Source organism: Streptomyces sp. NPDC031554, assembly GCF_055580685.1.
The window spans coordinates 147,459-173,676 of record NZ_JBVIKX010000012.1; the positions used below are offsets into that span (position 1 = coordinate 147,459).

Consider the following 26,218-nt stretch of genomic DNA (forward strand, 5'->3'; position numbering starts at 1 on the left):
CTACGGCCCGCCGATCAGTTCGGACAGGGACTTTCCAGTCGAACAGGGATATGAATTCGGGCTCGGGCCCGGCTTCGGACCGGGGTTCCGGTGAAGTCCTCGCCGGTCAGGAACCGCAGGTGCGCCACGAGTTGTCTCCCTCATCGCCGACTCGAGGCGAGGGAGGAACAGACGATGACGCGTACACGCAGGCGTGCGGGGATGTGGGCCGCGGGACTGGTGGTGGTCGTGGGGAGCATGGTCGCCGGATGCTCGGACGACTACAACGACGAGCGCGGCAAGGGGGACGCCCCCGTGCGGGGCGGGGCGGGCGACGACACTCCGGCCGAGGTGTTCAACATGCCCGACGGGTTCGGGAACCTGGCCACCAAGTGTGTGGGACACGGGTTCCGGGCGTATGTGACGACCAACGCCGGCGCGCCGTCCAACATCGAGATCGTGCAGGACACGACGTGCGCCGGCTGATCAGGGGAGTCCTCGGGGCGGTGCTCGTGGTCCTCGCCGTCTCGGGGTGCTCCGAGGAGCACTACGACGAGCGGGGCAAGGCCGACGCGCCGGTGGCGGGCCGGGCCGGGGAGGACTCCCCGGCCGAGGTGTACAACTTCCCCGACGGGTTCGGGAACGTCGCCACCAAGTGCGTGGGGGACGGCCGGCGGGGTTACGCCACCACGAAGTCCGTCCGGCAGGAGGGCGAGGACGACGTCGTGGTCCTCCCGGCCCACGCGGTGATCGTGGACGACCCGGAGTGCCGGACGCCCTGACCGGGGCGCCCCGCCTCGGGCGGGCCCGGGAACTCCGCGGGCGGAGGGACGCGCGGCGGCGGGCGCGCCAGTCCGACCACGTACCCCGTCGTGCTGGGCGAGCGGGCGACGCGCGAACTCTTCGGTGCCCAGGCCCAGAACGCCTCCGCGCTGGTGAGGACGGCACCCGGCGTCTCCCCCGACGCCCTGGCGGCCCGGCTGCAGGGGCAGCAGCCCGCGTCCAGCCTGGTCGCCACCCCCATCGAGTCGGACATCCGACGTCAGTTCGACTCCAGCACCGCCTTCTTCCGCCTCATGCAGGGCTTCCTCGCCCTGGGCCTCGGCGTGGGCATCACCGGCCTGGGCGTCGTCATGGTCCGGGCCGTGCGCGAACGCCGCCGCACCATAGGCATCCTGCGGGCCCTCGGCTTCCGGGCCCGGACCGTCCAGCGGTCCTTCCTGTGGGAGAGCTCCTTCATCGCCCTGGAGGGGATCCTCCTCGGCTCGCTCCTGGGCGTCCTCACCACCTGGCTGATGTACCGCGACAGCGCCGCCTTCGAAGGCATGGAAGGGGGTTTCCCGGTCGAATGGAGCGGTATCGGCGGCCTGGGGCGGCCACCTTCGCCGCGTCGCCCCTGGCCACGGTCGGACCCGCACGGCGCGCCGCCGCCATCCGCCCCGCGCTCGCCGTCCGCGTCACCGAGTGACGGGCGGCCGGGGACGGCCCGCCGCACCGGCGGCGGTACGGCGCCCGCGTCGCCGGCGGCGGTTCCCGGCCGTACCCCGCCCGGGTTGCGCCCGGCCTGTTTGCGGCGATGGTGGAGTCATGCGGCCGGGTGCGGGGGGCCACCGGGTCCCGGCCCCCGGCCCGGCCGCGCGTCGGCCGTGTGCCGGGACGCCGGGGACCGGACAGGGGTCCGTCCCCCGTCGAGGTCGCGGAGAAGGGAGTGCACCGTGGCGACGAGGAGCGGCGTTTTCGGCGCCCTGACCAAGGAGCATCGCGAGCGGCTCATGGGCCTCGCGCGCGAGGTGTCGTTCGCGGCGGGCGAGCGCGTCTTCGACGAGGGCGGCGAGGCCGACCGCTTCTGGATCATCCACACGGGCACGGTGGCGCTCGACCTGCGCGTGCCCGGACGGCGGCCGGTGGTCGTGGAGACCATCGGCGCCGGGAAGCTGCTGGGCTGGTCCTGGCTGGTCCCTCCCCACCGGTGGCATCTGGGGGCCGAGGCCGACAGCCCGGTGCGTGCCTACGAGTTCGACGCGGCGCCGGTCCGCGAGATGTGCGCGCGGGACCCGGGACTGGACCACGAACTGTGCACCTACGTCTCCGGCGTGCTCGCGCGCCGGCTCAGGGCCGCGCGGGTGCGGCTGCTCGACCTGTACGCGCCGCACGGCGCGGGCGAGGTCCCCTGACCGGGCGGAACGGGACGTCCCGGATCGGGACGCCGCGGATCGGGACAGCACGGGACGAGACGCTACGGAACGAGGTGCCAGGCAGTGCCGCAGACCCCGCACATCGTGAGCGACGTGATGACCCGGACGGTCGTGGCCGTCGGCCGTGACGCGCCCTTCAAGGAGATCGTCCGGACCATGGAGCAGTGGAGGGTGAGTGCCCTGCCCGTCCTCGAGGGCGAGGACCGGGTGATCGGTGTCGTCTCCGAGGCCGACCTGCTGCCCAAGGAGGAGTTCCGCGACGGGGACGAGGGCCTCGCCGGACAGGGCGGCCGGTCGTCCGCCGTGGCGAAGGCCACGGCCGCCACGGCGGCCGGGCTCATGAGCGCTCCCGCGATCACGGTCCACGGCGACGTCACACTGGCGCAGGCGGCCCGGACCATGGCCGTCCGGCACGTCAAGCGACTGCCCGTGGTCGACGACGTCGGCATGCTCCAGGGCATCGTCAGCCGTGCCGATCTGCTGAAGGTCTTCCTGCGGCCGGACGAGAGCATCGAGGAGGAGGTACGGCGCACCGTGGTGGCGTACCTCTTCCCGGGGCTCAGCCACGGCATCCACGTGAACGTGCGCGAAGGGGTCGTCACCCTGCGCGGGCACGTCCACGACACCTCGCTCGTCTCGGTCGCCGTGCGCCTGGTACGCGCCGTGGAGGGCGTCGTGGACGTCGAGCCCCGCCTGACCGGCCGGGCCTCCGGCACGGAGGACACCGGCCAGGCGGACACGGGCGTGGCGGGCACCGGCGAGGAGGGGGCGCGGTGAGCCGCCGCGACGGCGTGTTCCGCGGGACGGTGCCGTGGCGGCTCCCGGCGAGTGCGCTCACGCGGGGACGACCCGGGAGAGCGGTTCCCGCGGTACCCGCTTCCCCGCTCCCTCGCTCCCCCGCCTCCGCGGTCGCTCCGGCGCCGCGCTGCGGCAGCACGGCCCCGCACGGCGGGACGCCGCGTCAGTCCGGCTCCATGTAGGGGCGGCGGAAGACCGGGGCCTGCCCGGTGCCCCAGGGGCGTACGGCCGCCAGTGCCCGGGTGACGGCGGAGTCCAGCGGACCGCCGGTGTCGACGGTGACGGCCTCGGGCCAGGCCGGTTCGCGGGCGGCCATGGCGGCGGCGACGTCCGGACCGGCGTCGGACGGGCCGGGGGCGCGTGTGCTCAGGCGGGCCGCGGCCACCTCGTCCGGGGCGCGGCAGCGCAGGGCGACGAGGTCGGCGCCGGTGCGTTCGGCGACACGCCGTGCCGCCTCGCGCCGTTCCGGGTCGGACCAGGTGGCGTCCAGGACGACGGACTCGCCGGCGGACAGCAGGGCGGCCGCCCGGTCGAGGAGGGCGGTGTAGGTCCTGGTGGTCCACTCGGGTGTGTAGAGCCCCTCGCCGTAGCCGGCCGCCGCGGACCGCTCCGCCGGAAGGCCGGCCAGTTCCTTGCGGACGCGGTCGCTGCTGAGCAGGGTGACTCCCAGCCGGTCGGCCAGCGCCCCGGACAGGGTCGACTTCCCGCTGCCGGGCAGCCCGCCCACGAGGGTCAGGCGGACGGCGGAGGTGCGCAGGTGACGCAGCGTCGTCGACACCAGCCGGCCGGCCGCCGTCCGCGCGCCGGGTGCTCCCTGATGGGCCTGGATGAGGGAGACCTTGGCGCGGACGAACGCGCGGTAGGCGACGTAGTGGTGCCACAGGGATGCGGGTGCGGGGTCGCCGGAGTACTCGCCGTACCGCGCGAGGAAGTACGCGGCGGCCTCCGGGGCGCCGAGCCGTTCCAGGTCCATGGCGAGGAACGCGGCGTCGTCCAGGCCGTCGACGTGGCGCAGCCGGTCGTCGAACTCCAGGCAGTCCAGGACGCGGGGGCCGTCGTCGAGGCAGAAGATGTCCTCGGCGAGCAGGTCGCCGTGGCCGTCGACCACCCGGCCCTGCTCGATGCGGGACGCGAACAGCGGTTCCCGGCCGGCGAGATAGCGCCGCACCAGCCGTTCCGTCTCCGCCACCCCGTCGGGCGCGGAGCCGTCGTCGGCCAGCGCGTGCACCTGGGCGAAGCTCGCCTCCCAGCGCGCCGACAGGGCGTCCCGCGTGCCCTGCTCGGCCACCTCGGGGCCGCGGGGCGCCTGCGCGTGCCACGCGGCGAGGTGCCGGGCGACGGCCCGCAGGACGTCGTCGAGGACGGCCCCCTCCCGGACCAGCCGGGACAGGCGCCGGTCCGCGGGCATGCGCCGCATCACCACGAGCGGTTCGGGCGTCTCCCCGCCGGGGCCGCGGAACTCGCCGAGGCCCAGGTAGACGTCGGGGGCGAAACGGCGGTTGAGGTCGACTTCGCGGGCGCACGCGCTCCGACGCGCCTCTCGCGTGGTGTAGTCCAGGAAGCCCAGATCCACCGGCTTCTTGACCTTGTAGGCGCGATCGCCGGCGAAGAACACGATCGCGGTGTGGGTCTCGTGCACCTCGGCGCGCGGCGGCTCGCCCTCCTGCCGCGCGCCGGACCGCGGCACGGGCCCCCCGGGCCCGGTCACCGGCCGCGCCGCCCGCCCGCCGGCGCCGGGCTCAGTCATGGGGGACCACGGCGACGGCGGCGGGCCGGCGGCGGGCGACGGCGAGACGTCCGGGCGGGCCGTCGGGGCCCACGGTGACGACTGGCTGCATGGCGGCGGCCTCCGTCTCGTACGAAGCTGGATACGACGGCGGGTGACGGGCGACTTCCGGCGTGCGCGTGCCGGACGTCCGCCGGCACGCCGACGCGGGGCGTCCCTTCGAGGAGTACCCCAATCCCCCTCCCGGCGCATGTGGAGCCGCGCCGGAGGGGGCCGGGGAGCGCGGCCCCTCCGCGGGAGGAGAGGGCCGGGAGAGGAGAGGGCCGCGATGGCAGTTCCCCCCGTGACCGGTCGCGCCGGGACCGCGCGGAACCGCGTCAGGGGCCGGGTTCCGGTCCCGGGGCCGCTCCTGCTCCTGGTTCCGGTTCAGGTTCAGGTGCCGGTGCCGCTCCTGGTTCCGGTGACGGTACCGGTGCCGACGCGGTCGTACCCCCGGCCGGATCCGCGGGGCCGCGGGCGGGGCCGGAAACCGGTGGCACAGGGACCTTTGGCCCTGTTCCCCGGCCCCGTCGCCGTCCGACGGTGGGAACAGGGGGTGGGGACGGCCGGCGAGTCGCTGGAGGCCGACTCATGGACACACAAGGTTCGCCGTACACACCCGGTCCGCCGTCGCGGCACGGCGGTCACGCGTCTCGGGGCGCGAACCCCCTGAGGCGTCCGTCCGACAGGTTCGAGTGCTGGTGCCGCCGCGTCCTCGTGGTCGTTCTCCTCCTCGGGCTGCCGGCGGCCGCGGTGAGCGCGGGGACGGCGGCGTACGAGGCGTCGATGGACACCGTGCGCGCCCAGACGGCGGAACGGCACCAGGTCACCGCCCGCCTGACGGCGGACGTCGTGGGCGACGACCGGGCGACGCGACCGGCGCAGGTCCGCTGGACCGACACCGACGGCGTCGTGCGGACCGGAGCGGCCCTCGTCAAGTCGGGGACCCCCGCGGGCGCCACCGTGCGCGTGTGGGTGGACCGGAAGGGCACCGTCACCGGTCCGCCCGCGAGCGGGCTCAACGCGACGACCAGCGGCTGGCTGATGGGCGGCATGGCCGCGTTCGGCGTGGTCGCCACGTCCGGCGCGGCCTGGACGGGCACGCGGCTGCTCCTGGACCGGAGGAGGTACGCGCAGTGGGACGCCGAGTGGAACGCCGTGGAGCCCCGGTGGTCCGAGCGCTTCCGCCCGTGACGGACACGACCGCGGCCGCGGGCCCGGGAGGTGACAGTGATGTCGGATGCCACGACCACCGATCTGTACGAGGTCACGATGGCCATGTCCTACCTGCGGGAGGGAAAGACCGCCCCCGCGACGTTCAGCCTCTTCACGCGCTCCCTGCCGCCCGGGCGCGGCTTCCTGGTGGCGGCGGGCCTGGAGTCGGCGCTCGATCACCTGGCCGACTTCCGCGTCGGTCCCGAGGACGTCGCCGCCTTCGCCTCGGCGCTGCACCGCCCGCCGGAGGACCTGGAGCCCCTGCTCGGGCTGGCGTTCACCGGGCGGGTGCGGGCGGTCCCGGAGGGGCGGATCGTGCTCGCGGACGAACCACTGCTGGAGGTGACCGCGCCCCTGCCGCAGGCGCAGTTGGTGGAGACGTACGTGCTCAACCAGCTCAACCACCAGACGACGATCGCCTCGAAGGCCGTGCGCTGCACGCTCGCGGCGGCCGGCCGGCCGGTCGTCGACTTCTCCTTGCGGCGCACCCACGGCGTCGAGGCGGGGTTCCTGGCCGCGCGGCTGAGCGCGATGGCCGGCTTCGCGGGGACCAGCAACGTGGCGGCGGCCACCGCGTGCGGCATACCCGCCGTCGGCACCATGGCGCACTCCTTCGTGGAGGCGTTCGCCTCCGAGGAGGACGCGTTCCGCGCCTTCGCCCGCGCCCACCCCGGCCCGGTGACCCTGCTGGTGGACACCTACGACACCGAGGAGGGCGTCCGGGTCGCGGCACGCGTCCTGCGGGACCTCGACCGCGGCCCCGGCTCCGCCGTGCGGCTGGACAGCGGGGACCTGGGGAACCTGGCCGTGCGGACCCGCTCCCTCCTCGACGAGGCGGGCCTGCCGGACGTGCGGATCGTGGCCAGCGGCGGTCTCGACGAGTACGCCGTGGACGACCTGGTCCGCTCCGGAGCCCCGGTCGACACGTACGCCGTGGGCACCCGTGTCGGCGTGTCGGCCGACGCGCCGTACCTGGACTGTGCCTACAAGATGGTCGAGTTCGACGGACGGCCGGTGATGAAGCTCTCGTCGGCGAAGGTGACGGCGCCCGGCCGCAAGCAGGTGTTCCGCCGGCCCGGCTGCGCCGACGTGATCGGACTCGCCGACGAGCGGCCCCCCGACGGCGGGGTGCCGCTGCTGGAGACGGTGATGCTGGACGGGCGGCGCACCGGCGGACGGCCCACGCTCGACGAGAGCCGGCACCGGCTCGCCGCGGACCTGGAGGCGCTGCCCCCGGCCGCCCGCCGGATCCGCGCGCCCGTCGCACCCCGGGCGACGGTCTCACGGCCGCTGGGCGACCTCACGGCCGTCGTCCGGCACCGCATCGAGGACGGCATGCGGGCCGCCTCCGCGCGGTCCCGCACCCCGTGACGCGTCGCACGACGCGCCCCACCATCCGGATCGAGGAGGAGAGCGATGCCGCACACGGCACAATGGACGGTCCGTCTTCATCTGTTCGAGGACGACGCGGGAACGACGAAAGCACAGCTGACCCTGGACACCGGCACCACGGAACTCACCGGCCACGGAAGCGCGCACTGCCATCCGGCGGACCCCGACGTGCCGGAGATCGGCGACGAACTGGCGGCCGGACGGGCCATGAACGACCTCGCCCGGAAGCTGCTGAGGACCGCCGAGCGCGACCTCGAGGGCGTGGGCGCCGCGCGGCCGCCCCGCCGGCGGACCGCCGACGGATGGCTCACGTGAGGCGCGGCGTCCCCGCGCCCCCGCGTACGTGCGGCCCGCCCCTCGTCAGCGGACGACGTCGAAGACGTTCTTCTGCACGCCGTTGGCGTAGGCCTCGTGCTCGACCAGCGTCAGCTTCTGGGCGTCCTTGTCGGAGGTGCTGAACAGGCGCTTGCCCGCGCCGAGCAGGAGCGGGAAGACGAGCAGGTGGTAACGGTCGATGAGGCCGGCGTCCGACAGACCGTGGTTCAGGGCGGCGCTGCCGTGGACGATGATCGGGCCGCCGTCGGTCTCCTTCAGCGCGGCGACGTCGTCGAGGGAGCGCAGGATGGTGGTCTCGCCCCAGTTCGCGACCAGGTCGCCCTCGGTGAGGGTGGTGGAGACGACGTACTTGGGCATCGCCTTGTAGCCGGCGAAGTCCTCCATGTCCGGCCAGACCGGGCTGAACGCCTCGTAGCTGGTGCGGCCCAGGAGCATCGCGGTGGCTTCCCGCTGCTCGCTCCCCTTGATGTCGAAGGCCTCGGGGAGGAACTCGACGTTCTTGAAGGTCCAACCGGAGTTCCGGTAGCCGGGCTCGCCGCCCGGGGCCTCGACGACGCCGTCGAGGGAGACGAACGCGGTGCTGATCAGGGTGCGCATCGGAGGTTCCTCGGTTGTCTCGTGTCTGACGGCCGGACGGTCTGGCGGCCGGTTGATCTGATGTCGGCAGGTCGGTGGGGCGCGCGACGGGGCCGCGTGTGCGGCTGTCGCGCACCCGCCATGTTCTCCGACCGTGGATCATCGTGAAACTCATCGGTCGCCCACCACGGACCTGTGGACCTGTGGACCTGTGGACCTGTCATGATCGACACGGGAGCGGCGGCGCCGGTTCCGGAGGTTCCGGAGACGAGGCGGAGGCCGGTTCCGGAGATGAGGCGAGCGCCGGTGGGGAGTCCGTGACCGTTGCCCGCGAATACGGTGAAGAAACCAGGTGTTCGGGCTGTGTGTTCTTCCGTTCGCCGGGCACCAGGAGCGGCGGAGGTTGATAACTATGGTTCCCCTGCTTCTCGTTCTCCTGCTGGCCCTGATCCTCTTCGGCGCGGGCTTCGCGCTGAAGGCACTGTGGTGGATCGCCGTCATCGTGCTGGTCGTGTGGCTGCTCGGCTTCGTCATGCGCAGCGCCGACACCGGCGGCCGCAAGGGCCGCTGGTACCGCTGGTGACCCGCTGGACGACAGCCGATTCCGTGGGCCCCGGGAAAACCCGGGGCCCACGGGCATGTCCCCCGACGGAACGCGCCCTCGGACAAACGGCATGAGAGGCCCCCTTCCGGGCACCAGCCTCACAGCCGGGGTCCGGTGCAGCAGTGGAACCTGCTCCTCCAACCACCGGGCCCCGGCCCCGGCCCTCTGAGGGCTGCCTCCCCCGACGGGTTCGGACACCTCCTCGCCCCGGCCGGGCGGGTCGGCGGTCGCCGCCCGCCGGACGGACCGCCCTCGGCAACCGCTCCACGGGCGGCACGCCCCTCGCCTCCCACCGGATCCCGCCGTGAGGGGGCCGCACATTCTCCTCTTCCCGAAATGTGTCAGACAGGACACAGGGGCCACTCGTGTCGAGAACGGGCGGTCACGTGCGACGCACGGCGTACCGCCTCCCCTGCACGCAGCCCATCCGACGAGGAGAAGCCGCCGATGACTGATTCCACACAGACAGGAACGGGGACGACCCGGGAGAAGGCCAGGGCGGAGACCTCGGCGACGGCCGGACAGGCCAAACAAGCCGCGACCCACGTGGCGGGAACCGCGACGGAACAGGTGCAGAACGTCGTGGGTGAGGCGCGACAGCAGGCGGGCACGGTCATCGACGAGCTGCGCCACCGTGCGATGGACGAGGCCGAGGGTCAGACCAGGCGGGCCGCGGGCACGCTGCGCCAGTGGGCGGGCGACCTGTCCGGCCTGGCCGAGAACGCCCGGAGCGACTCGCCGGCCCGCAGCCTCGCCGCCCAGGCCGCCGACAGGGGCCGCCGGGCGGCCGACTACCTGGACGAGCAGGGCGTCGACGGCCTCGTCTCCGACCTCCAGAACTTCGCCCGCCGACGGCCCGGCGTCTTCCTCGGGGGCGCTCTGCTGGCCGGAGTGGCGGTCGGACGCCTGGCCCGGGCGGCGGGATCCGCCCGGTCCGACGGGAACGGGTCGGCGCTGCCCGCCGGAGCACCGGACCAGGACGCTCCCCTCTCCCCCGCGCTGTCCACCGGTTCCCCGACGGGCGCCGCCCACGGTGCCCCCGGCCGTGTGCCGCCCGCTCCGCCGGTGGTGCCGCCGGTGCCGCCGACTCCGCCGGTCGCCGGTACGCAGCCGGACGGCACGCCGGGCCGGCCGTACCCGGAGGTGTGAGATGGCCACGCTCTCCCCCCTCACCGGTTCGACCGAGCCGCAGGAGCAGGACCGGTCCGTGGGCCGGCTGCTGTCCGAGGTGGCCGGGGACCTCCAGACGCTCTTCCGCCAGGAGGTCGAGCTGGCCAAGACGGAGATCAGGGAGGAAGCCACCAAGGCGGGCAAGGCCGCCGGGATGTTCGGCGGTGCCGGTTTCGCCGGCTACATGGTCCTGCTGTTCCTGTCGCTGGCCGCCGTGTTCGGCCTGGCCAACGTGATGGACGAGGGCTGGGCCGCCCTGATCGTCACGGCCGTGTGGGCCGTCGTCGCGGCCGTGTTGTACCGGAAGGGCCGCGAACGCATGCGCACCGTCTCACCGAAGCCCGAGCGAACCGTCGAGACCATGAAGGAGAACGCGGAATGGGCACGTCATCCGACCACATGAGGGCCGAGATCGAGGCCACCCGCGGCCGGTTGTCCGCGGACGTGGACCGGCTCGCCGATCGCACGAGTCCCCGGCGGGCGGTGCACCGCCGCAAGCAGCGGATGCGGGGCGCCGTGTCGGGTATCCGCGAACGGGTCATGGGGACGGCGTCGGACACCGCGCACGGGGTGAGCGGTGCCGCGCAGTCCACGGCCACCTCCCTCCAGGAAGGCACCGGACGCGCGGCCGAATCGGTGCGGGACACCGCGGACCAGGCGGGTCAGGCCGTACGACAGGCACCCGACCTGGCCCGTCGACAGACACGCGGCAACCCCCTGGCGGCCGGCCTGGTCGCCTTCGGCGTCGGAGTGCTGGTGTCCTCCCTGCCGCCCGCGTCCACCGCCGAGCGGCGGAAGGCGTCCGACCTCATGGAGAGCGATGCCCTGGAGCCGGTCAAGCAGGCCGCCACGGAGTCCGCGCAGCACCTCAAGGAGGGCGCCAAGGAGGTGACGCAGAGCGCGGCCGCCGAGGTGAAGGGCAGTGCCGCCCAGGCCGCCCGCACCACCCAGGACGACGCCCGCGACCAGGCCGGCCAGGTCACGGAGCAGGCACGCGACTCCGGCAGGAACGTCGTGGACGAGGCCAAGCGGAGCGGCCCCGGAACCGGCTGACCGGCGGATCCGCCCGGCCGTCGACGACGCCGCCTCCCCCGCCACCGGTGAGGGGAGGCGGCGTCGTCCGCCGCCTGCCGCGACGACACCCGCGCCACTCCCTCGCCGGCGAAACGACGGGACGGAGCAGCGGCGCGACGAGGCAGCGACGGAACGGGGCGGCCGGGCGACGGAACGGGGCCGGGCGAACCGCGTTCACCGGGGTGAGAGACGCCCCCTTCCGGGCAACCGCCCCTTGGGGCCCAGAAGGCACGGCCGCCCACACAGGGAGCGAGGACGCATGGACCACGAGGAGATAGAGGAACGGCTGCTGGCCGGCCTGACGGTCGACGACCGCCGCCCGGAACAGCCGATCCTGCTCGACGAAGCCGGCGAACCGATCACCACCTGGCGGGAGAACTACCCCTACGACCGGAAGGTGACGCGCGCCGACTACGAGCGGGGCAAACGGGTCCTGCAGATCGAACTGCTCAAGCTGCAACGCTGGATCAAGGACACCGGCGGCCGCCTGGCCGTGGTGTTCGAGGGCCGCGACGCCGCGGGCAAGGGCGGCACGATCCAGCGTTTCGCCGAGCGTCTGAACCCGCGCGGCGCCAACATCGTGGCGCTGGAGAAACCCACCGACCGCGAAAGGGGCCAGTGGTACTTCCAGCGCTACGTCGGTCATCTCCCCGGACCGGGAGAGATCGTCTTCTTCGACCGCTCCTGGTACAACCGGGCGGGAGTCGAACGCGTCATGGACTTCTGCACGCAGCGGGAGTACGAGCTCTTCCTCGAACAGTGCCCGCCGTTCGAGAAGATGCTGGTGGACGACGGCATCATCCTGGTCAAGTTCTGGTTCTCCGTCTCACGGGCGGAACAGCGGACGCGGTTCGCGATCCGCCAGGTCGATCCGGTCCGCCAGTGGAAGCTGTCACCGACCGACGTCCAGTCCCTCGATCTCTGGGACGACTACACCACGGCCAAGGTGGAGATGTTCCGGGCCACCGACACCGAACACGCCCCCTGGACCGTCGTCAAGAGCAACGACAAGCGGCGCGCCCGCCTCGAGGCCATGCGCAGCCTGCTCCACCGGATCGACTACACGGCCAAGGACCCCGAGGCGGTCGGCAAGCCCGACCCGCTCATCGTCGGCGCCGCCGCCACCCTCCTCGAACCGGGCGAGGAGGACACGGCGCTCTCACCGACCCCGCTGACCGCCCGGACCGAAGGGCCCGGACAGCACCCCGCCACGGGAACCGCCGCGCTTCGATGACCCGCGACGCGCGCGGGTCCTCCGGGCCCGCGCGCGTCCCGGCCGGTTCCGTACCCTGGTGGGCATGCGCATGCGGCCCACCCTCAGCTGGACGCCCACCGAGGACCTGCCGCCCGGCACCACGGACCCGGAGCCGGTCGTCGAGGCGCTGGGCACCGGCGGCGTGCTGGTCCTCAGCGGGGCGGGCATCTCCACGGAGTCGGGCATCCCCGACTACCGGGGTGCGGGCGGGAGCCTGAACCGGCACACCCCGATGACCTACCAAGAGTTCACCTCCAGCGCCCGGGCGCGGCGCCGGTACTGGGCGCGCAGCCACCTCGGCTGGCGCACCTTCGGGCGCGCCCGCCCCAACGCCGGTCACCGGGCCGTGGCCGCGTTCGGCCGGCACGGCCTGCTCTCGGGTCTCATCACCCAGAACGTCGACGGTCTGCACCAGGCCGCCGGCAGCGAGGGCGTCGTGGAACTCCACGGAAGCCTGGCGCGGGTGGTCTGCCTCTCCTGCGGCGCCGTCAGCGCCCGCCGGGAGCTCGCCCGGCGGCTGGCGGAGGCCAACACGGGTTTCGAGCCGGTGGCCGCGGGAGTCAACCCGGACGGTGACGCCGACCTCACCGACGACCAGGTCGGGGACTTCCGCACGCTGCCCTGCGCGGAGTGCGGCGGCATCCTCAAGCCGGACGTGGTGTTCTTCGGCGAACCCGTTCCGCCGCAGCGGGTCGAGGACTGCCGTGAACTGGTCCGCGGCGCGACGTCGCTCCTGGTGCTCGGCTCCTCGCTGACGGTGATGTCGGGGCTGCGGTTCGTCCGTCAGGCGGCCGGTGCCGGGAAACCCGTTCACATCGTCAACCTCGACCCGACCCGGGGCGACCGGCACGCGACGGCCCGGGTGGCGCTCCCGCTGGGGACGGCCCTCACCGCCGTGACCCGTCGCCTGGGCATCCCCGTGGACGACTAGGACGCCGTCTGAGGGAGGGGCCGCCTGAGTGAGGGGACGACGGGGGCGCGGCGCCACCGGCGGTTCTCCCCAGGGTCTGCCCCGTGGGACATCCCGTACCGACGTGCGACACTTCCTGCCATGTTCGGCGTCAACGACCTCCCCACCTATCTGGCAGGGCTCGCCCTGATCATCCTCCTGCCCGGCCCCAACTCGCTGTACGTCCTCTCCGTGGCCGCCCGGCGCGGGATGCGGGCCGGTTACACCGCCGCGGCCGGCGTGTGGTGCGGCGACGCCGTGCTGATGACGCTCTCCGCCGCCGGTGTCGCCTCCCTGCTCCAGGGCAACGCCGTGCTCTTCGGCATCGTGAAGTACGCGGGCGCCGGCTATCTGACCTGGCTGGCCGTCGGGATGCTCCGGGCCGCGTGGGAGATGTGGCGCAGCCGACGGGAGCGGGCCGCGTCCGACCTCCGGCCCGCCACCGTCGCCGACGAGCGCCCCTTCCGGCGGGCCCTGGTCATCAGCCTCTTCAACCCCAAGGCCATCCTGTTCTTCGTCGCCTTCTTCGTGCAGTTCGTGTCGGAGTCCAACCCGGTCGTGGGGTTCGTGACTCTAGGCGTACTCGCCCAGGTGGCAAGCGTGTTGTACCTGTCTGCGCTCATCTTCGGCGGCGCTCGTCTGGCCGCCGCGTTCCGTCGCCGGAGGGCGCTCAGCGCGGGGGCCACCTCGGCGGCCGGGGCGCTCTTCCTGGGGTTCGCCGTCAAGCTGTCTCTGGCAAGCGTGTAGAGGGCCGGCGGTCTCGTCTTGACGATGCTGCGGCCCTGTTCGCCCGCATGAGCCTCCAGGAGCAGCATGAGGCACTGGGAATCGTCTTCGCATGTCACGCCCACATCAGGAGTGAGGCAAGGGTGACGGCCGGCGAACCGACCCACCACCCGGGCGAACACCGACTCCAACTCGTCGGCCCAGCAACCGGCTTCAGTCATGCCCTCCACGCCAGCACGACGACAGCCACCAGTCCAGGACACGATCCGCTGCCGGGGTACGGGTCGGCCATGCGGTGCCTACCGGCGAATCAGAGAATCCTGATTTTCTCTATCCGGACGCCGCCGGGGTAGTTCGGCCAGGTGAAGGTGGTCCACTTGTCGATGGGGGTGTCGGGCTGCCACCTCCCGTCCCCGTACCACTGGACCCGGTTGTTGCCGGTCTGAATTTGGTCGACCCATTGGCTGCCCGGCCTTTCGAAGGACCGTTCTCCGGCATTGGCATAACACGTGTGAAAGGCACTCCAGGAGCCGCCGGAGTAACTGTGCCAGTACACGTGGAGGTACTCGCTGATGTTGTAGCACTCGACGGAGTCGATCGCGGACGCGGACTGGGGGGCGACCATGAGCGAGGACCCCGCGACGGCTGCTGCCAGTGCGGCCTTGGCTGCCTGCCGGATGATTCGCCTCACGTGAGTTCTCCTCTACGAAACTGCGGAATTTCGACGACTGCCCGTCTTGGTTCGTTGAAACCACACGGTTGAATGGTGTCTTCAGATCAAGAGGCTACGGGTGCAACGGCCCGGAGCCGTCCCCTGAAGGTGGACACTTCGAGTAGCTCGCACGGGGGACAAGTACTCCAGAAGCGGCGGGCGACCTGCTCCTGCAGGGGAACCGGGCGGCCTTCGGCAGATCGGGTTCGGTGAGGATCATCCGGAAGTCGGTGAACCGGAGGGCCTTGATCTCTTCGAAGAGGCGCCGGACGGGGACGGTGGGATCTTCGGCACGGCGTTTGCGCAGGTGCTCGCGGTAGGGGTCGACGAGGCCGGCGCGGCATGGGGGGACGCGGAGCATGCGCGCGGGCCGGCTGCAGTCGGCGGGCGCACTCGAGCAGGCCCACGCCCTTCTTGAGCAGGTCGTGGACCTGGTGCCGGCGTTCCGGGGTCGCCTGCGCACGGGGCCCGTTGTGGATGCGTCCAGCACGGCGGCCCAGCAGGTGCTGTGTGCCTTGACCTCACTCAAGGCGGGTGCCCTGGGCGTGGGGGCAGGGCGAGGGCGGCATTGACTTCGTCCGAAAGACCGCAGCTACGTCGCCGCAGGCGATGTGAGGCGGAGAGGGTCATGGGGGCGAAGCGATCCCCGTCCGGTAGTCGGCCCGGAGCCCCGCTCGGCCGGTGTTCCCGGTCGGGCCGTTGCGGCTGGACGCGTTGCCGCTTTTCAGAGTGGTCGCCAGACGCGGGCCAGTGCCGACGTGGTGAGGACCTGGTCCGGGTGCCCTTGTCCGGCGAGACGGCCCTCCTGGAGGAGGAGGCAGACGTCCGCCGCGCGCGCGACTTCCAGGTCGTGCGTGGCCTGGACGACCGTCACTCCGTCGGCGACGAGTGCTGTCAGTAGCGTCCCGATCCGCTCCCTCGCCTCCGGGTCCAGAGCCGTGGTCGGCTCGTCGAGGAGCAGCAGGTCCGACTCCTGCGCCAACCCTTGTGCGATAAGCGTGCGTTGGCGCTGCCCACCCGACAACTCGCCCAGTTGACGCGAGGCGAGGTCCTGGATGCCGAGCCGGTCGAGCGCCGCGTCCACGGTCGCATGATCCCGACGGGTCAGTCGGCGCCACGGCCCGCGCTCCCCCCAACGCCCCATCTCCACGGTCTGCCGGACGGTGAGCGGCAGGGTGTCGCCGACGGCTCCGCGCTGCGGTACGAACGCGGGTGGCCGATCTCCTTCGTGATGGAGGTCGCCGGACGTCGGATGGATCACACCGGCGAGAACACCGAGCAGGGTCGACTTGCCGCTGCCGTTCGGCCCGACGAGCGCCGTCGTGGCCGACTTGGGTATCTCCGCGCTGACTTCGCGGAGCACCGAGCGGCCCGGATAGCCGGCGCACAACCCGGAGAAATGGATGTGAGCAGCCCGCTTCGGGGGTGGGGCGGGCAAGGGCCGCGATGTGTTGAACATGATTTTCATTGTAGTGTCCTCGGCATGGAATGGTTGACGGCCCCCTTCGAAGTGACCTTCGTGCAGCGAGCCCTGTGGGGCGGGATGCTCGTGTCCGCGATCTGTGCGCTGGCGGGCACCTGGGTGGTGCTGAGGGGGATGGCCTTCCTCGGTGACGCCATGTCCCACGGGCTGCTGCCGGGTGTTGCGCTGGCCGCACTGTTCGGCGGGAACCTGATGGTGGGCGCGGTGGCCAGCGCCGCCGTCATGACGGTCGGCGTCACCGCGCTCGGCCGTACACCGAGGCTGTCCCAGGACACCGGCATCGGGCTGCTCTTCGTCGGTATGCTCTCACTCGGTGTGATCATTGTGTCGCGCTCGCAGTCCTTCGCAGTCGACTTGACCGGCTTTCTCTTCGGTGACGTTCTCGCCGTCCGGCAGCAGGACCTCCTCGTGCTCGCGGCGGCGTTGCTCGCGGCGCTGGTGGTGTCGGTCCTCGGTCACCGTGCTTTCCTGGCCCTGGCATTCGACTCGCGCAAGGCCCGGACCCTGGGGCTGCGGCCGCGCCTGGCCCACACGGTGCTGCTCGGCCTGCTCGGTCTGGCGATCGTCGCCTCGTTCCACATCGTGGGAACGCTGCTCGTCCTCGGACTGCTCATCGCACCGCCGGCGGCCGCCCTGCCCTGGGCCCGCAGCGTGCGCGCGGTCATGGGGCTCGCCGCCCTGCTCGGTGCCACCGCCACGTTCGGCGGCCTGCTGGTGTCCTGGCACCTGAGCACCGCCGCCGGCGCGACCGTCGCGGCCCTCGCGGTAAGCCTGTTCTTCCTCTCCCACCTGCTGTCCGGGCTGCGTCACCGCCGTGCGCGCCATGTCCCCGCCCCCGTACTCGAAGTCAACTGAAAGAAGCCTGAGGCGATCGTCATGACCGTCCGCAGAAACGTCACTCCGTGGGCTTCGGCCGCACTGGTACTCACCACGCTGCTCGCCACGAGCTGCGCGGAAGACACAGGCAACAGCCCCAGCTCCACGGCGAGTTCCCCCTCCGCCGCTCCACACGGGTACGTCGAGGGAGCGCAGGAGGCCGCCGAACAGCAGTCTCGGCTCCTCCTGAACGACCCCGACAGCGGGAACAGCAGGGTCCTCGACCTCATCACCGGCAAGGTGCACAAGACCACCCGGGTGAAAGGCGCCGTCCGGCTGGGTACGGACGGCAGGTTCGGCTACCTCCACGCCTCCGGCGGCACCCATGTGATCGACAGCGGCGCCTGGACGGTGGACCACGGGGACCACGTCCACTACTACAGCACCGCGACAAGGGACGTGGGTGAGCTTCCCGTGGGCAGCCGGGCGCAGGTACGCAGCGACATCGTCGTGACCGCGGTGACCGACGAGGACGGACGCACCACCCTCTACGACCGGAGCGAGCTGGAGAAGGGCGACATCGCGACTCCCCGGACGCTGCCGGGCACCTACACCGGCGCCGTCGTGCCGTACGAGGAGCACCTGCTCGCCTTCGCGGTCGAGGACGGGACGACCGAACTCATCGCCCTCGACCGCGAAGGCGAGCGCGTCGCCTCCCCGGACGTGGAGTGCGAGGAGCCGCGAGGAGATGCCATCACCCGACGCGGCGTGGTACTGGGCTGCGCCGACGGCGCCCTGCTCGTCCGTACGCGAGACGGCGTCTTCACCGCCGAGAAGATCCCCTACGGAAGGGACGTCCCGAGGAAGGAACGGGCCACTGCCTTCCGCCAGCGATCCGGCAGCGACACCCTCACCGCACCGGCCGGAGACGATGCCGTATGGGTCCTCGACGTCACCGGGCCGACCTGGACCCGGGTGGAGACCGGACCGGTCGTCGCAGCCAACACAGCCGGAGAGGGCTCTCCCCTGCTCGTTCTGGAGACCGACGGCTCGCTGCACGGCTACGACATCGCCACCGGAAAGCAGACCGCGCGGCCCAAGCCGCTCCTGACGGGAGGAGAGCGGGCCGACATCGAGGGCAGCGCCCCCGTCATCGAGGTCGACCGCAGTCGCGCCTACGTCAACGACCCCGACGGCAAGAAGGTGTTCGAAATCGACTACAACGACGGCCTGCGCATCGCGCGCTCCTTCGACCTGGACGTCAAGCCGGTCCTCATGGCGGAGACCGGCCGATGATCCCGGCCGAGACGAAGCAGCGCGCGAGGGTGGGCATCGCACGCCTGCGCAGTCTGATCGTGGGCCTGCTCGCCCTCGTCACGGTTGCCACCGCCGCCGCCTGCACCACCGACGACGACCGGCCCAGCATCGTCGTCACGACCAACATCCTCGGCGACGTCACCCGGGAGATCGTCGGTGACGAGGCCGCCGTCACCGTCCTGATGAAGCCCGACGCCGACCCGCACTCCTTCGGTCTCTCGGCGGTGCAGGCCGCGGAGCTGGAACAGGCCGACCTGGTCGTCTACAACGGCCTGGGACTCGAAGAGAACGTACTGCGGCACGTGGAGGCCGCCCGCGAGTCCGGCGTCGCCACCTTCGCGGCCGGCGAGGCGGCCGACCCGCTCACCTTCCGTACGGCCGACGACGACGGTCCCGAGGGTGACGAAGGGCAACCCGACCCGCACTTCTGGACCGACCCCGACCGGGTGCGCAAGGCCACCGGCCTGATAGCCGACGATGTCATCGAGCACGTCGACGGAGTGGACGCCGACACGATACGCGCCAACGCCGACCGCTACGCCGAGGAGCTCACGGGCCTCACCGCCTGGATGGAGAAGTCCTTCGACCGCATTCCCCGGAGCAAGCGGTCCCTGGTGACCAACCACCACGTATTCGGTTACCTCGCCGACCGCTTCGGCTTCCGGGTGATCGGCGCGGTCATCCCCGGTGGCACCACGCTGGCCTCACCGAGCTCCTCGGACCTCCGCTCACTCACCGAGGCGATGGACAGGGCAGAGGTACGCACCGTCTTTGCCGACTCCTCCCAGCCCACACGGCTCGCCGAGGTACTGCGTACGGAGATGAGCGGCCAGGTGCGGGTCGTCGAGCTCTACTCGGAATCGCTGACCGCCAAGGGTGAGGGCGCCGACACCTACCTGCGGATGATGCGTGCCAACACCACCGCCATGGTCGACGGCCTGATCGGCGGCTGACCTTCTGAGCCTGCCTGCACGCCGGCCGACGGGCCGACACCACCACACCCCACCGCCGCCACCGGGCGGCGCGGAAAGGAACAGACCGATGAACAAGTCGATACGCGACAGAGCCCTCACGGGTACGGCACTCGCCCTGGCGGTCTCCACGGTTCTGACCGCCTGCGGAGGGAAAGACTCCTCCGCAGGCGTCGAGGCCGACGGCACCGCGGGCGCCACGCCCGCCTCACAGGTCAAGGACCCGCTGGTCGCCACCTTCGACGGCGGCCTGTACATCCTGGACGGCGAGAGCCTCGAGCTCGCCAAGACCATCGAGCTTCCCGGCTTCAACCGGGTCAATCCCGCAGGAGACGACGACCACGTCGTCGTCTCCACCGACAGCGGCTTCCGCATGCTGAACGCCACCGGCCAAGCTCTCACCGGCATCGAGTACAAGGGCGCCAAGCCCGGCCACGTCGTACGTCACGCGGGCAGGACGGTGCTCTTCACCGACGGCACCGGAGAGGTCAACGTTTTCGACCCCGCCGACCTGAGCGGCGGCAAGAAGCCGGAAGGACGCACCTACACCTCCGCCGAGGCGCACCACGGCGTCGCCATCGAGCTGGCCAACGGCGAACTCCTCAGCACCCTGGGCACGGAGGAGAAGCGCACCGGCGCGCTGGTGCTGGACAAGAGCAACAAGGAGATCGTGCGTAACGAGAACTGCCCCGGCGTCCACGGTGAGGCGGCCGCCGAGAACGAAGCCGTCGCCGTCGGCTGCGAGGACGGCATCCTGATCTACAAGGACGGAGAGTTCACCAAGGTCGACGCCCCCGACGACTACGGCCGCATCGGCAACCAGGCCGGCAGCGACACCTCGCCGATCCTTCTGGGCGACTACAAGACCGACCCCGAGGCCGAGTTGGAGCGGCCCACCCGCATCTCCCTCATCGATACCGAGAAGAAGAAGCTGCGCCTCGTCGACCTCGGCACCAGCTACTCCTTCCGCTCGCTGGCCCGCGGCCCGCACGGCGAGGCCCTGGTCCTCGGCACCGACGGCGCCGTCCACGTCATCGACCAGAACACCGGCAAGATCCAGAAGAGGATCCCCGCCGTGGGCGAGTGGCAGGAGCCACTGGACTGGCAGCAGGCCCGGCCCACCCTCTTCGTCCGCGATCACACCGCGTACGTCTCCGAGCCCGGCAAGAAGGCCCTGCACGCCATCGACCTGGAGACAGGGAAGAAGATCACCTCCATCACCCTGCCGGAGAGCACCAACGAGTTGTCGGGCGTCGTCGCCGGACACTGACTCCGCCCCGTGTCCTCGCCGCCGCAGCCTTCCGGTTGCGTCGGCGAGGACACCACGTGTACCGCCCGCACAGCAGGCCGGGACTCGGCAGCCGGCCGTGACGAGTGACGTGGCGTCCGGACCCTGGACCGGTTACGCCGGCCGGGCCGTGGTGCGATGCCAGACATCCGCTCCTGCGGGTGGCGGCTGTTCTCCACGCATGGACCGTGCCGGCCCGAACATGTCGTCACCGCCTCACGGGATCACCGTCGGCACCGTCGTTCCGGCTGCGCAGTGGCATGCCACCGTGATGCAGCGGTGTGCCCAGCCGCAGACGGGCCGCCCCATGGCCCGTCTGCGCGTTGACGATGTGCACCTCGCCGTGGCCGCCTCGGATGACAACAGTCCGGCCGGAACCCGGTGAGGCGGCAAAGGCTCGGCGTCGGACGCTCTCCCGGGGGATGCCGCCGCGACACGGAGCGCCGTCCATGACGGGCAGGGGGAGACGACGGACGGTGGCGCCGGGGCCTGGGAGGACCAGTTCGTCACGGTGTTCCGCGTCCGCGACCTGCACGAGCACCTCGGCCAGGCCACCGACGAGTTCATCGATCGATGTCACCCGCTCCCGCCTGGGCGACTCGTCCGCCAGGGACTCCTGGAACAACCCGGACGCGGTCGCTGCCAGAAACGGACTCGACACCCTCTGAGGGCCCACAAGACGTCAAAGCGGCGCCGGGCGAGGGCGGCCTGCTCGTGCGACTCGCCCTCGCTCCTCTTGCACTCGTAGAAGGTCCGGGAGGCGGACCGCACCGGACGGCGACCTGAGCGGACAGGTGGAAGACGCGCGGGAGACGACGGTGGTGGCGGTGCGGTCAGCGCATGTTGCCGCCGATGCGTCCGGAGTCCTTCATTCGGACGGCGACGAACCGGTCGAAGCTTCCCTCTTCTTTCGCGCGCACGTGGGAGCCGTTCACACATGCGCGGATCGTCGACGGTGTGCGCCCCGAAGGCGCGATGCCCTTCGGGGCGCGCGCGGCAGAGGTTCGGGTTCAGGCGTTGTAGCCGCCGTGGGCGTCCAGCACAGCACCCGTGACGTACGACGCGGCGGGGCTCGCCAGGAAGGCGATGGCCGCGGCGATTTCGTCGGGGTGTCCCATGCGCTGCAGGGACAGCGAGCTGACCAGGGCCTTGAGGGTCTCGGGGTCCGGCGGCTCCATGCCGCCCTCCATCAGTCCGGCCTCCACGACGTTGGCCGTGATGTTCCGAGGGCCGAGGTCGCGTGCGACGCCCATGGTGTACCTCTCGATCCCGGCCTTGGTCGCCGCGTAGTCGGCGAGGCCGGGAGCGCCGACCCGGGAGCCCAGTCCGGAACTCACCGTGATGATGCGACCGCCCGTACGCAGCACTCGGGAGGCGGCCCGGACGACGGCGATCACGCCGAGGTAGTTGGTGGCGTGCATTCGGTCCAGTGCGGCGGTGTCGGCGTCCGGGTCGTCCACCGTGCCGGCCACGGAGATCGCCGCGTTGTTGACGAGGATGTCCAGGCCGCCGAAGTGCGCGACCACGTCGTCGATCAGCGCCGGCGCCCGGTTCGTGGCCGCCTGGTCGGACTGGAAGGCGACGGCCTTGGCTCCCTTGCCGTGCACCTCCTCGACGACGGCCTGCGCCTGCTTCTCGGAGCTGATGTAGGTGAAGGCGACGTCGGCACCCTGCTCGGCCAGCAGTCGTACGGTCGCGGCTCCCAGTCCGCGCGACCCCCCGGTGACCAGGGCGACCTTGCCCGTGAGTGGCTTGCTCATTCTTCTCACCTCGTTGATTGGCTTCTTCCGACTGTCGAAACATTAACTGTTACGACAACCTGTTGCAACATTCACTGTTACGACTGCGCTGTCGTAACATGAAGCGTTGCGGCCGACAGGAGGAGCCCATGAGCGCCAACAGCAGGCTGACCATCGCCGCCCACGCGCTGGCCTGGATCGGCCTCTATCAGCGCCAGGGCCATGGGGTCGCCACCTCCGAGCAGATCGCGACCAGCGCGAACACCAACCCCGTGGTGATCAGACGGCTGCTCGGCGAGCTGCGCAGGGCCGGGCTCGTGGAGTCCCGGCGAGGCGCGGGCGCAGGCTGGTCGCTGGCACGCGAGCTGGAGTCGATGACCCTGCTCGACGTGTACGAGGCAGTGGAACCCGGCCCGTTGTTCGCGATGCACCGCACCACCCCGGACCAGGGATGCGTGGTGGGTCACGGGATCCAGCCGGCGATGCAGAGCATCTACGAAGGCATCGAGGAGACCCTGAGACACGAGCTGGCCCGCGTCACGCTCGAGAACGTACTCCAGGGCGTACTCGCCACGCCTCGCTAGAGGGCTGTCACGTGGGCTGATCGAGCCGGGACGATTTCCGGGTGGATCAAACCGGGAGAGGTCGTCCGCCGAACCCCCGGCCTTCCGGGCTGCGGCCGAGGTCGGTGAGGTCGGGCATCCGGGCCTGGTCGCGTCGCAAGCCGTAGGCGACCTCGAACAGGGCGGTGTCAACGAGGCCGGTGCGTGGGAGAAGCCGCACCTGGTGCTGCCGAAGAGGCTGCGGTCGGCGAAGCAGCCGGACTGGTCACGGGCGGTGATCGACTCCTCCCCTGGCTTCGCCGGGGCCACCCCCACCCCCGTGCGGGTGGCCCGCAGGGGCCCGAAAGCGGTCCCAGCCCGGTCGACCGCGCACAGCCGGGCAGCAAGCACCACGTCCTGGCCGACGGGCGGGGCATCCCGCTCGCGGTGTCGCTGACCGGCGGAAACCTCGGGCGACGTCACCCAGCTGATCCCGCTGCTGGACAAGATTCCACGCTGCATCAGCGAATTCAGGCGGTGTGTGCCCCGTCGAACCCGGGCGGGCCGGTGCGGGGAGCCGCGGTCGAGATCCGCGGCGCGGGAACGGAGCCGATGAGGGCCGCCGCGGGTCCGCCGTCGGCCGGAGAGCCCAAACGATAAAATGGTCTCTTACTGTCACGAAGTGGGTGAAAATGGCGCTACAGGACAACGTCACTGGGGGCCGGCCCGGCGAAACACCCGAGCCGTACATCGCGGTCTCGGCCATCGCCGTCGCCATCGCCGACGAGCGGGGTGTGATCACGGGGTGGAGCGAGGAGGCCCGGAGCCTGCTCGGTTACGCCCCGGGAGAGGTCGTCTCACGTCCCGCAGCCGATCTGCTCGTCTCGCGCCTGCCCGCCTCGGCTCTGCGCCCCCTGATGAAGCAGGTGCCGTGGTACGGCGTCGTCCCGGCTCGACACCGAGACGGTCGGGCGGTGGACATGGCCGTCCGGGCCTGCCCCTGCCCGGACAGGAGCGGGCGGACCCAATGGGTCCTCACGGCCTCGGTTCCGAGCGGCCCGAGCCCGCCAGAGGACAAAGGCACCCTGCTGAGGGAACTCACCCTCTCCCAGCTCCCGGTTGCCGTGGCGTTCTACGACCAGGACAACCGGGCAGTGGGAGCCAACGACGTGATAGCCCGGATAGTGGGCCTGTCCGAGGAGCAGATACGAGGGCGCCGCCTCATGGACTTCCTGCCCAGCCCGGCATACGACGAATTCACAGCCCTCCAGGACCAGGTGGTGCGCACCGGGGAACCCGTGCACGTGGTCCGGTACCTCCGGGCACCCGGCCAGTCACAGGGACGCGCCTGGTCCGTGTTCCTCTCCCCGTTGAAGAACCACCTCGGCCACGTGCAGGGATCATCCGTCGTGCTTCTCGACATCACCGAGCAGTACCTGGCCCGCCAGCGACTGCTCCTGGTCAATGAGGCCGGCAACCGCATCGGCAGCACTCTGGACGTCACTCGTACCGCACAGGAACTGGCCGACGTGATCGTCCCCCAGCTCGCGGACTACGCATCCGTCGATCTGCTGGAGTTCATCCATCGTGGCGAGGAGCCGCCCGACAGCCTGCCGCGCGGTCCGATCACCATGCGCCGAACCGCACGCCAGGCAGGCACCCATACCCTCCTCGACACCATGCTCGAGCTGGGGAGCAAGGTGGAGTACCCGATGTCCGCGCCCACGGCCGAGTGTCTGGCCACCGGCCGTTCCGCGGTGTACGAGGTGAACGGCTCCTCCATGGCCCGATGGACGGCCCAGGACTCCGAGCGGGCCACCCGCATCCTCCTGACCGGGGCGCACTCGGTGATGGTGGTGCCGATGCGCGCTCGCGGTGTCACTCTCGGCTCGGTCTTCCTGGGCCGCACCCAACGCCCGGAGACGTTCACACGGGATGACGTCCTACTGGCCGAAGAGATCACGGCCAGGGCCGCGGTATGCATCGACAACGCCCGGCGCTACACCCGTGAGCGCACCACGGCCGTGACCTTGCAGCGCAGTCTGCTGCCCATGACACTGCCCTGCCGGCCGGCGGTCGAGATCTTCTCCCGCTACCTGCCCGCCAGAGGCCGGGCCGGCGTGGGGGGCGACTGGTTCGACGTCATCCCCCTCTCCGGCTCCCGGGTCGCCCTGGTCGTCGGGGACGTCGTCGGCCACGGGATCCAGGCCTCCGCCACCATGGGGCGGCTACGCACAGCCGTCCGGACCCTGGCCGACATCGACCTGCCGCCCGACGAACTGCTCACCCACCTCGACGACGTCGTCATCCGCCTGTCCTCCGAGGCCGCGGCCGACGCCGACATCGCCGGAGACATCGGCGCCACCTGCCTCTACGCCGTCTACGACCCCGTCTCCCGCCACTGTTGCCTGGCTCGTGCCGGCCACCCTCCGCCCCTCGTGGTGACCCCCGAGGGCGAGGCCGCCTTCCTCGACCTCCCCGCGAGCCCACCGCTCGGCCTGGGCGGCCTGCCCTTCGAGGCGTGCGAAGTCGAACTGCCCGAAGGCAGCCTCCTCGCCTTGTACACCGACGGCCTGGTCGAAGCCCGCGGCCATGAGATCGACGAAGGGCTCCGTGCGCTGCGCCAGGCCCTCACCCGGCCCACGCAGACGTTGGACACGCTCTGCGACAACGTACTCGCAACGCTGCTGCCCGCCGCTCCCGATGACGACGTCGCCCTGCTCGTCGCCCGCACCCACACCCTGGGAGCCGGCCAGGTCGCCACCTGGCGTCTGCCCTCGGACCCCGCCGTCGTCACCCAGGCACGCAAACAGGTCACCGACCAGCTCACGGCCTGGGAGCTGGACGAGTCCGCCTTCGCCATCGAGCTGGTGGTCAGCGAGCTGGTCACCAACGCCATCCGCTACGGCCGGCCCCCCATCCAGCTGCGGTTGATCCACGACGGCAGTCTCACCTGCGAGGTCTCCGACGCCGGCAGCACCTCCCCACACCTGCGCCGCGCCCACTCCTTCGACGAGGGCGGACGCGGCCTGCTCCTCGTTGCCCAGTTCGCCCAGCACTGGGGCACCCGCCGTGCCGCCCAGGGCAAGACGATCTGGGCCGAGATACCTCTGACGACCTGAGCCGACATGGTCGGCCGAGCCGCGCGACGGGCCCGGGACGGACGCACCGGAACTGCGGGAGGCAGGTGGCAGAGGACTCCCCCAGGCGACACATGTGCATATTGGTCAGGAATTCATGGAGCTCTTGTTCAGGACGTAGCAGACGGTGAGGCCGCCGAAGCAGCCGCGGACGACGTGCGGTCATCGCTGACGTC

25 protein-coding genes and 2 pseudogenes are annotated in these 26,218 nt (G+C 71.6%); 21 read left to right on the top strand and 6 right to left on the bottom strand.

What is annotated here, in order from left to right:
- Positions 1–174 precede the first annotated feature (174 nt).
- The 5 genes and pseudogenes from ACZ5FU_RS27830 (at position 175) to ACZ5FU_RS27850 (ending at position 2,951) form a co-directional block, all read left to right on the top strand.
- On the top strand, positions 175–465 hold the full coding sequence (locus tag ACZ5FU_RS27830; protein WP_451528370.1) for a hypothetical protein: 291 nt from the start codon (positions 175–177) through the stop codon (positions 463–465).
- Positions 453–761: a hypothetical protein gene (locus ACZ5FU_RS27835; RefSeq protein ID WP_451528369.1), complete on the top strand. Its 309-nt coding sequence runs from the start codon at positions 453–455 to the stop codon at positions 759–761. Before ACZ5FU_RS27830 ends, ACZ5FU_RS27835 begins: the two co-directional genes overlap by 13 nt.
- Before the next feature lie 294 nt (positions 762–1,055).
- A pseudogene (locus ACZ5FU_RS27840) lies at positions 1,056–1,313 on the top strand (FtsX-like permease family protein); the annotation flags it as partial.
- Positions 1,314–1,751: 438 nt separating this feature from the next.
- Positions 1,752–2,153 carry a cyclic nucleotide-binding domain-containing protein gene (locus ACZ5FU_RS27845; RefSeq protein ID WP_451528461.1) on the top strand — a complete coding sequence of 134 codons (402 nt, stop codon included), beginning with the start codon at positions 1,752–1,754 and terminating at the stop codon, positions 2,151–2,153.
- A gap of 84 nt (positions 2,154–2,237) precedes the next feature.
- Positions 2,238–2,951, top strand: a complete 714-nt coding sequence (locus ACZ5FU_RS27850; RefSeq protein WP_451528368.1) for a CBS domain-containing protein — start codon at positions 2,238–2,240, stop codon at positions 2,949–2,951.
- Positions 2,952–3,135: 184 nt separating this feature from the next.
- Here the strand turns inward: ACZ5FU_RS27850 and ACZ5FU_RS27855 are convergent, their stop codons facing one another.
- A complete protein-coding gene (locus ACZ5FU_RS27855; protein ID WP_451528460.1) occupies positions 3,136–4,611 on the bottom strand; it encodes a bifunctional aminoglycoside phosphotransferase/ATP-binding protein in 1,476 nt (491 codons plus the stop codon).
- A gap of 717 nt (positions 4,612–5,328) precedes the next feature.
- On the opposite strand from ACZ5FU_RS27855, the gene ACZ5FU_RS27860 reads away from it, so the two are divergent.
- From ACZ5FU_RS27860 to ACZ5FU_RS27870, 3 genes are read left to right on the top strand one after another with little or no spacing between them, the layout of a single operon-like run.
- Positions 5,329–5,931 carry an Rv1733c family protein gene (locus ACZ5FU_RS27860; RefSeq protein WP_469047260.1) on the top strand — a complete coding sequence of 201 codons (603 nt, stop codon included), beginning with the start codon at positions 5,329–5,331 and terminating at the stop codon, positions 5,929–5,931.
- Between the two features lie 39 nt (positions 5,932–5,970).
- Positions 5,971–7,323 carry a nicotinate phosphoribosyltransferase gene (locus ACZ5FU_RS27865; RefSeq protein ID WP_468839185.1) on the top strand — a complete coding sequence of 451 codons (1,353 nt, stop codon included), beginning with the start codon at positions 5,971–5,973 and terminating at the stop codon, positions 7,321–7,323.
- Between the two features lie 45 nt (positions 7,324–7,368).
- Complete coding sequence (locus ACZ5FU_RS27870; protein WP_451528365.1) at positions 7,369–7,659, top strand: DUF1876 domain-containing protein; 291 nt, start codon at positions 7,369–7,371, stop codon at positions 7,657–7,659.
- Between the two features lie 45 nt (positions 7,660–7,704).
- On the opposite strand, the gene ACZ5FU_RS27875 is transcribed toward ACZ5FU_RS27870, so the two are convergent.
- Entirely contained in the window at positions 7,705–8,277 is a 573-nt protein-coding gene (locus ACZ5FU_RS27875) for a dihydrofolate reductase family protein (RefSeq protein ID WP_451528364.1), read from the bottom strand.
- Between the two features lie 391 nt (positions 8,278–8,668).
- On the opposite strand from ACZ5FU_RS27875, the gene ACZ5FU_RS27880 reads away from it, so the two are divergent.
- From ACZ5FU_RS27880 to leuE, 7 genes are all read left to right on the top strand, one after another.
- Positions 8,669–8,839: a DUF5670 family protein gene (locus tag ACZ5FU_RS27880; RefSeq protein WP_030933194.1), complete on the top strand. Its 171-nt coding sequence runs from the start codon at positions 8,669–8,671 to the stop codon at positions 8,837–8,839.
- Between the two features lie 468 nt (positions 8,840–9,307).
- The gene (locus ACZ5FU_RS27885; protein ID WP_451531397.1) at positions 9,308–10,009 is read left to right on the top strand and encodes a hypothetical protein; all 702 of its coding nucleotides are present in this window, start codon (positions 9,308–9,310) and stop codon (positions 10,007–10,009) included.
- A gap of 1 nt (position 10,010) precedes the next feature.
- Positions 10,011–10,433: a phage holin family protein gene (locus ACZ5FU_RS27890; RefSeq protein WP_451778579.1), complete on the top strand. Its 423-nt coding sequence runs from the start codon at positions 10,011–10,013 to the stop codon at positions 10,431–10,433.
- Positions 10,409–11,083 carry a DUF3618 domain-containing protein gene (locus ACZ5FU_RS27895; protein ID WP_451531399.1) on the top strand — a complete coding sequence of 225 codons (675 nt, stop codon included), beginning with the start codon at positions 10,409–10,411 and terminating at the stop codon, positions 11,081–11,083. Before ACZ5FU_RS27890 ends, ACZ5FU_RS27895 begins: the two co-directional genes overlap by 25 nt.
- 280 nt (positions 11,084–11,363) lie before the next feature.
- The gene (ppk2, locus tag ACZ5FU_RS27900) at positions 11,364–12,338 is read left to right on the top strand and encodes a polyphosphate kinase 2 (RefSeq protein ID WP_468839188.1); all 975 of its coding nucleotides are present in this window, start codon (positions 11,364–11,366) and stop codon (positions 12,336–12,338) included.
- Positions 12,339–12,402: 64 nt separating this feature from the next.
- A complete protein-coding gene (locus ACZ5FU_RS27905) occupies positions 12,403–13,290 on the top strand; it encodes an NAD-dependent protein deacetylase (protein ID WP_468839191.1) in 888 nt (295 codons plus the stop codon).
- Positions 13,291–13,410: 120 nt separating this feature from the next.
- Complete coding sequence (gene leuE, locus ACZ5FU_RS27910) at positions 13,411–14,055, top strand: leucine efflux protein LeuE (protein ID WP_468839194.1); 645 nt, start codon at positions 13,411–13,413, stop codon at positions 14,053–14,055.
- Positions 14,056–14,344: 289 nt separating this feature from the next.
- Here the strand turns inward: leuE and ACZ5FU_RS27915 are convergent, their stop codons facing one another.
- From ACZ5FU_RS27915 to aztA, 3 genes and pseudogenes are all read right to left on the bottom strand, one after another.
- The gene (locus tag ACZ5FU_RS27915) at positions 14,345–14,725 is read right to left on the bottom strand and encodes a beta/gamma crystallin domain-containing protein (protein ID WP_451778584.1); all 381 of its coding nucleotides are present in this window, start codon (positions 14,723–14,725) and stop codon (positions 14,345–14,347) included.
- Positions 14,726–14,975: 250 nt separating this feature from the next.
- Positions 14,976–15,278 (bottom strand): annotated as a pseudogene (locus tag ACZ5FU_RS27920) (ISL3 family transposase); the annotation flags it as partial.
- A gap of 192 nt (positions 15,279–15,470) precedes the next feature.
- Positions 15,471–16,214 (bottom strand): zinc ABC transporter ATP-binding protein AztA, encoded by a 744-nt coding sequence (aztA, locus tag ACZ5FU_RS27925; protein ID WP_451778587.1) that lies wholly within the window; start codon positions 16,212–16,214, stop codon positions 15,471–15,473.
- Positions 16,215–16,229: 15 nt separating this feature from the next.
- Between aztA and aztB the strand changes: the two genes are divergently transcribed.
- From aztB to aztD, 4 genes are all read left to right on the top strand, one after another.
- On the top strand, positions 16,230–17,084 hold the full coding sequence (gene aztB / locus ACZ5FU_RS27930; RefSeq protein ID WP_451530526.1) for a zinc ABC transporter permease AztB: 855 nt from the start codon (positions 16,230–16,232) through the stop codon (positions 17,082–17,084).
- 21 nt (positions 17,085–17,105) lie between these two features.
- On the top strand, positions 17,106–18,341 hold the full coding sequence (locus ACZ5FU_RS27935) for a hypothetical protein (RefSeq protein ID WP_451530527.1): 1,236 nt from the start codon (positions 17,106–17,108) through the stop codon (positions 18,339–18,341).
- Complete coding sequence (gene aztC, locus ACZ5FU_RS27940; protein WP_451778589.1) at positions 18,338–19,315, top strand: zinc ABC transporter substrate-binding protein AztC; 978 nt, start codon at positions 18,338–18,340, stop codon at positions 19,313–19,315. The genes ACZ5FU_RS27935 and aztC overlap by 4 nt, the downstream gene beginning before the upstream one ends.
- Before the next feature lie 88 nt (positions 19,316–19,403).
- Positions 19,404–20,603: a zinc metallochaperone AztD gene (gene aztD / locus ACZ5FU_RS27945; RefSeq protein WP_451530529.1), complete on the top strand. Its 1,200-nt coding sequence runs from the start codon at positions 19,404–19,406 to the stop codon at positions 20,601–20,603.
- A 1,028-nt stretch (positions 20,604–21,631) separates the two neighbouring features.
- On the opposite strand, the gene ACZ5FU_RS27950 is transcribed toward aztD, so the two are convergent.
- Positions 21,632–22,381, bottom strand: a complete 750-nt coding sequence (locus tag ACZ5FU_RS27950) for an SDR family NAD(P)-dependent oxidoreductase (RefSeq protein ID WP_451530530.1) — start codon at positions 22,379–22,381, stop codon at positions 21,632–21,634.
- A 128-nt stretch (positions 22,382–22,509) separates the two neighbouring features.
- Here ACZ5FU_RS27950 and ACZ5FU_RS27955 point away from each other — a divergent pair, with 128 nt between their 5' ends.
- The gene (locus tag ACZ5FU_RS27955; protein WP_451530531.1) at positions 22,510–22,944 is read left to right on the top strand and encodes an Rrf2 family transcriptional regulator; all 435 of its coding nucleotides are present in this window, start codon (positions 22,510–22,512) and stop codon (positions 22,942–22,944) included.
- A 650-nt stretch (positions 22,945–23,594) separates the two neighbouring features.
- Positions 23,595–26,024, top strand: coding sequence for a SpoIIE family protein phosphatase (locus ACZ5FU_RS27960; RefSeq protein ID WP_468646353.1), 2,430 nt, complete (start codon positions 23,595–23,597; stop codon positions 26,022–26,024).
- Positions 26,025–26,218: the final 194 nt, after the last annotated feature.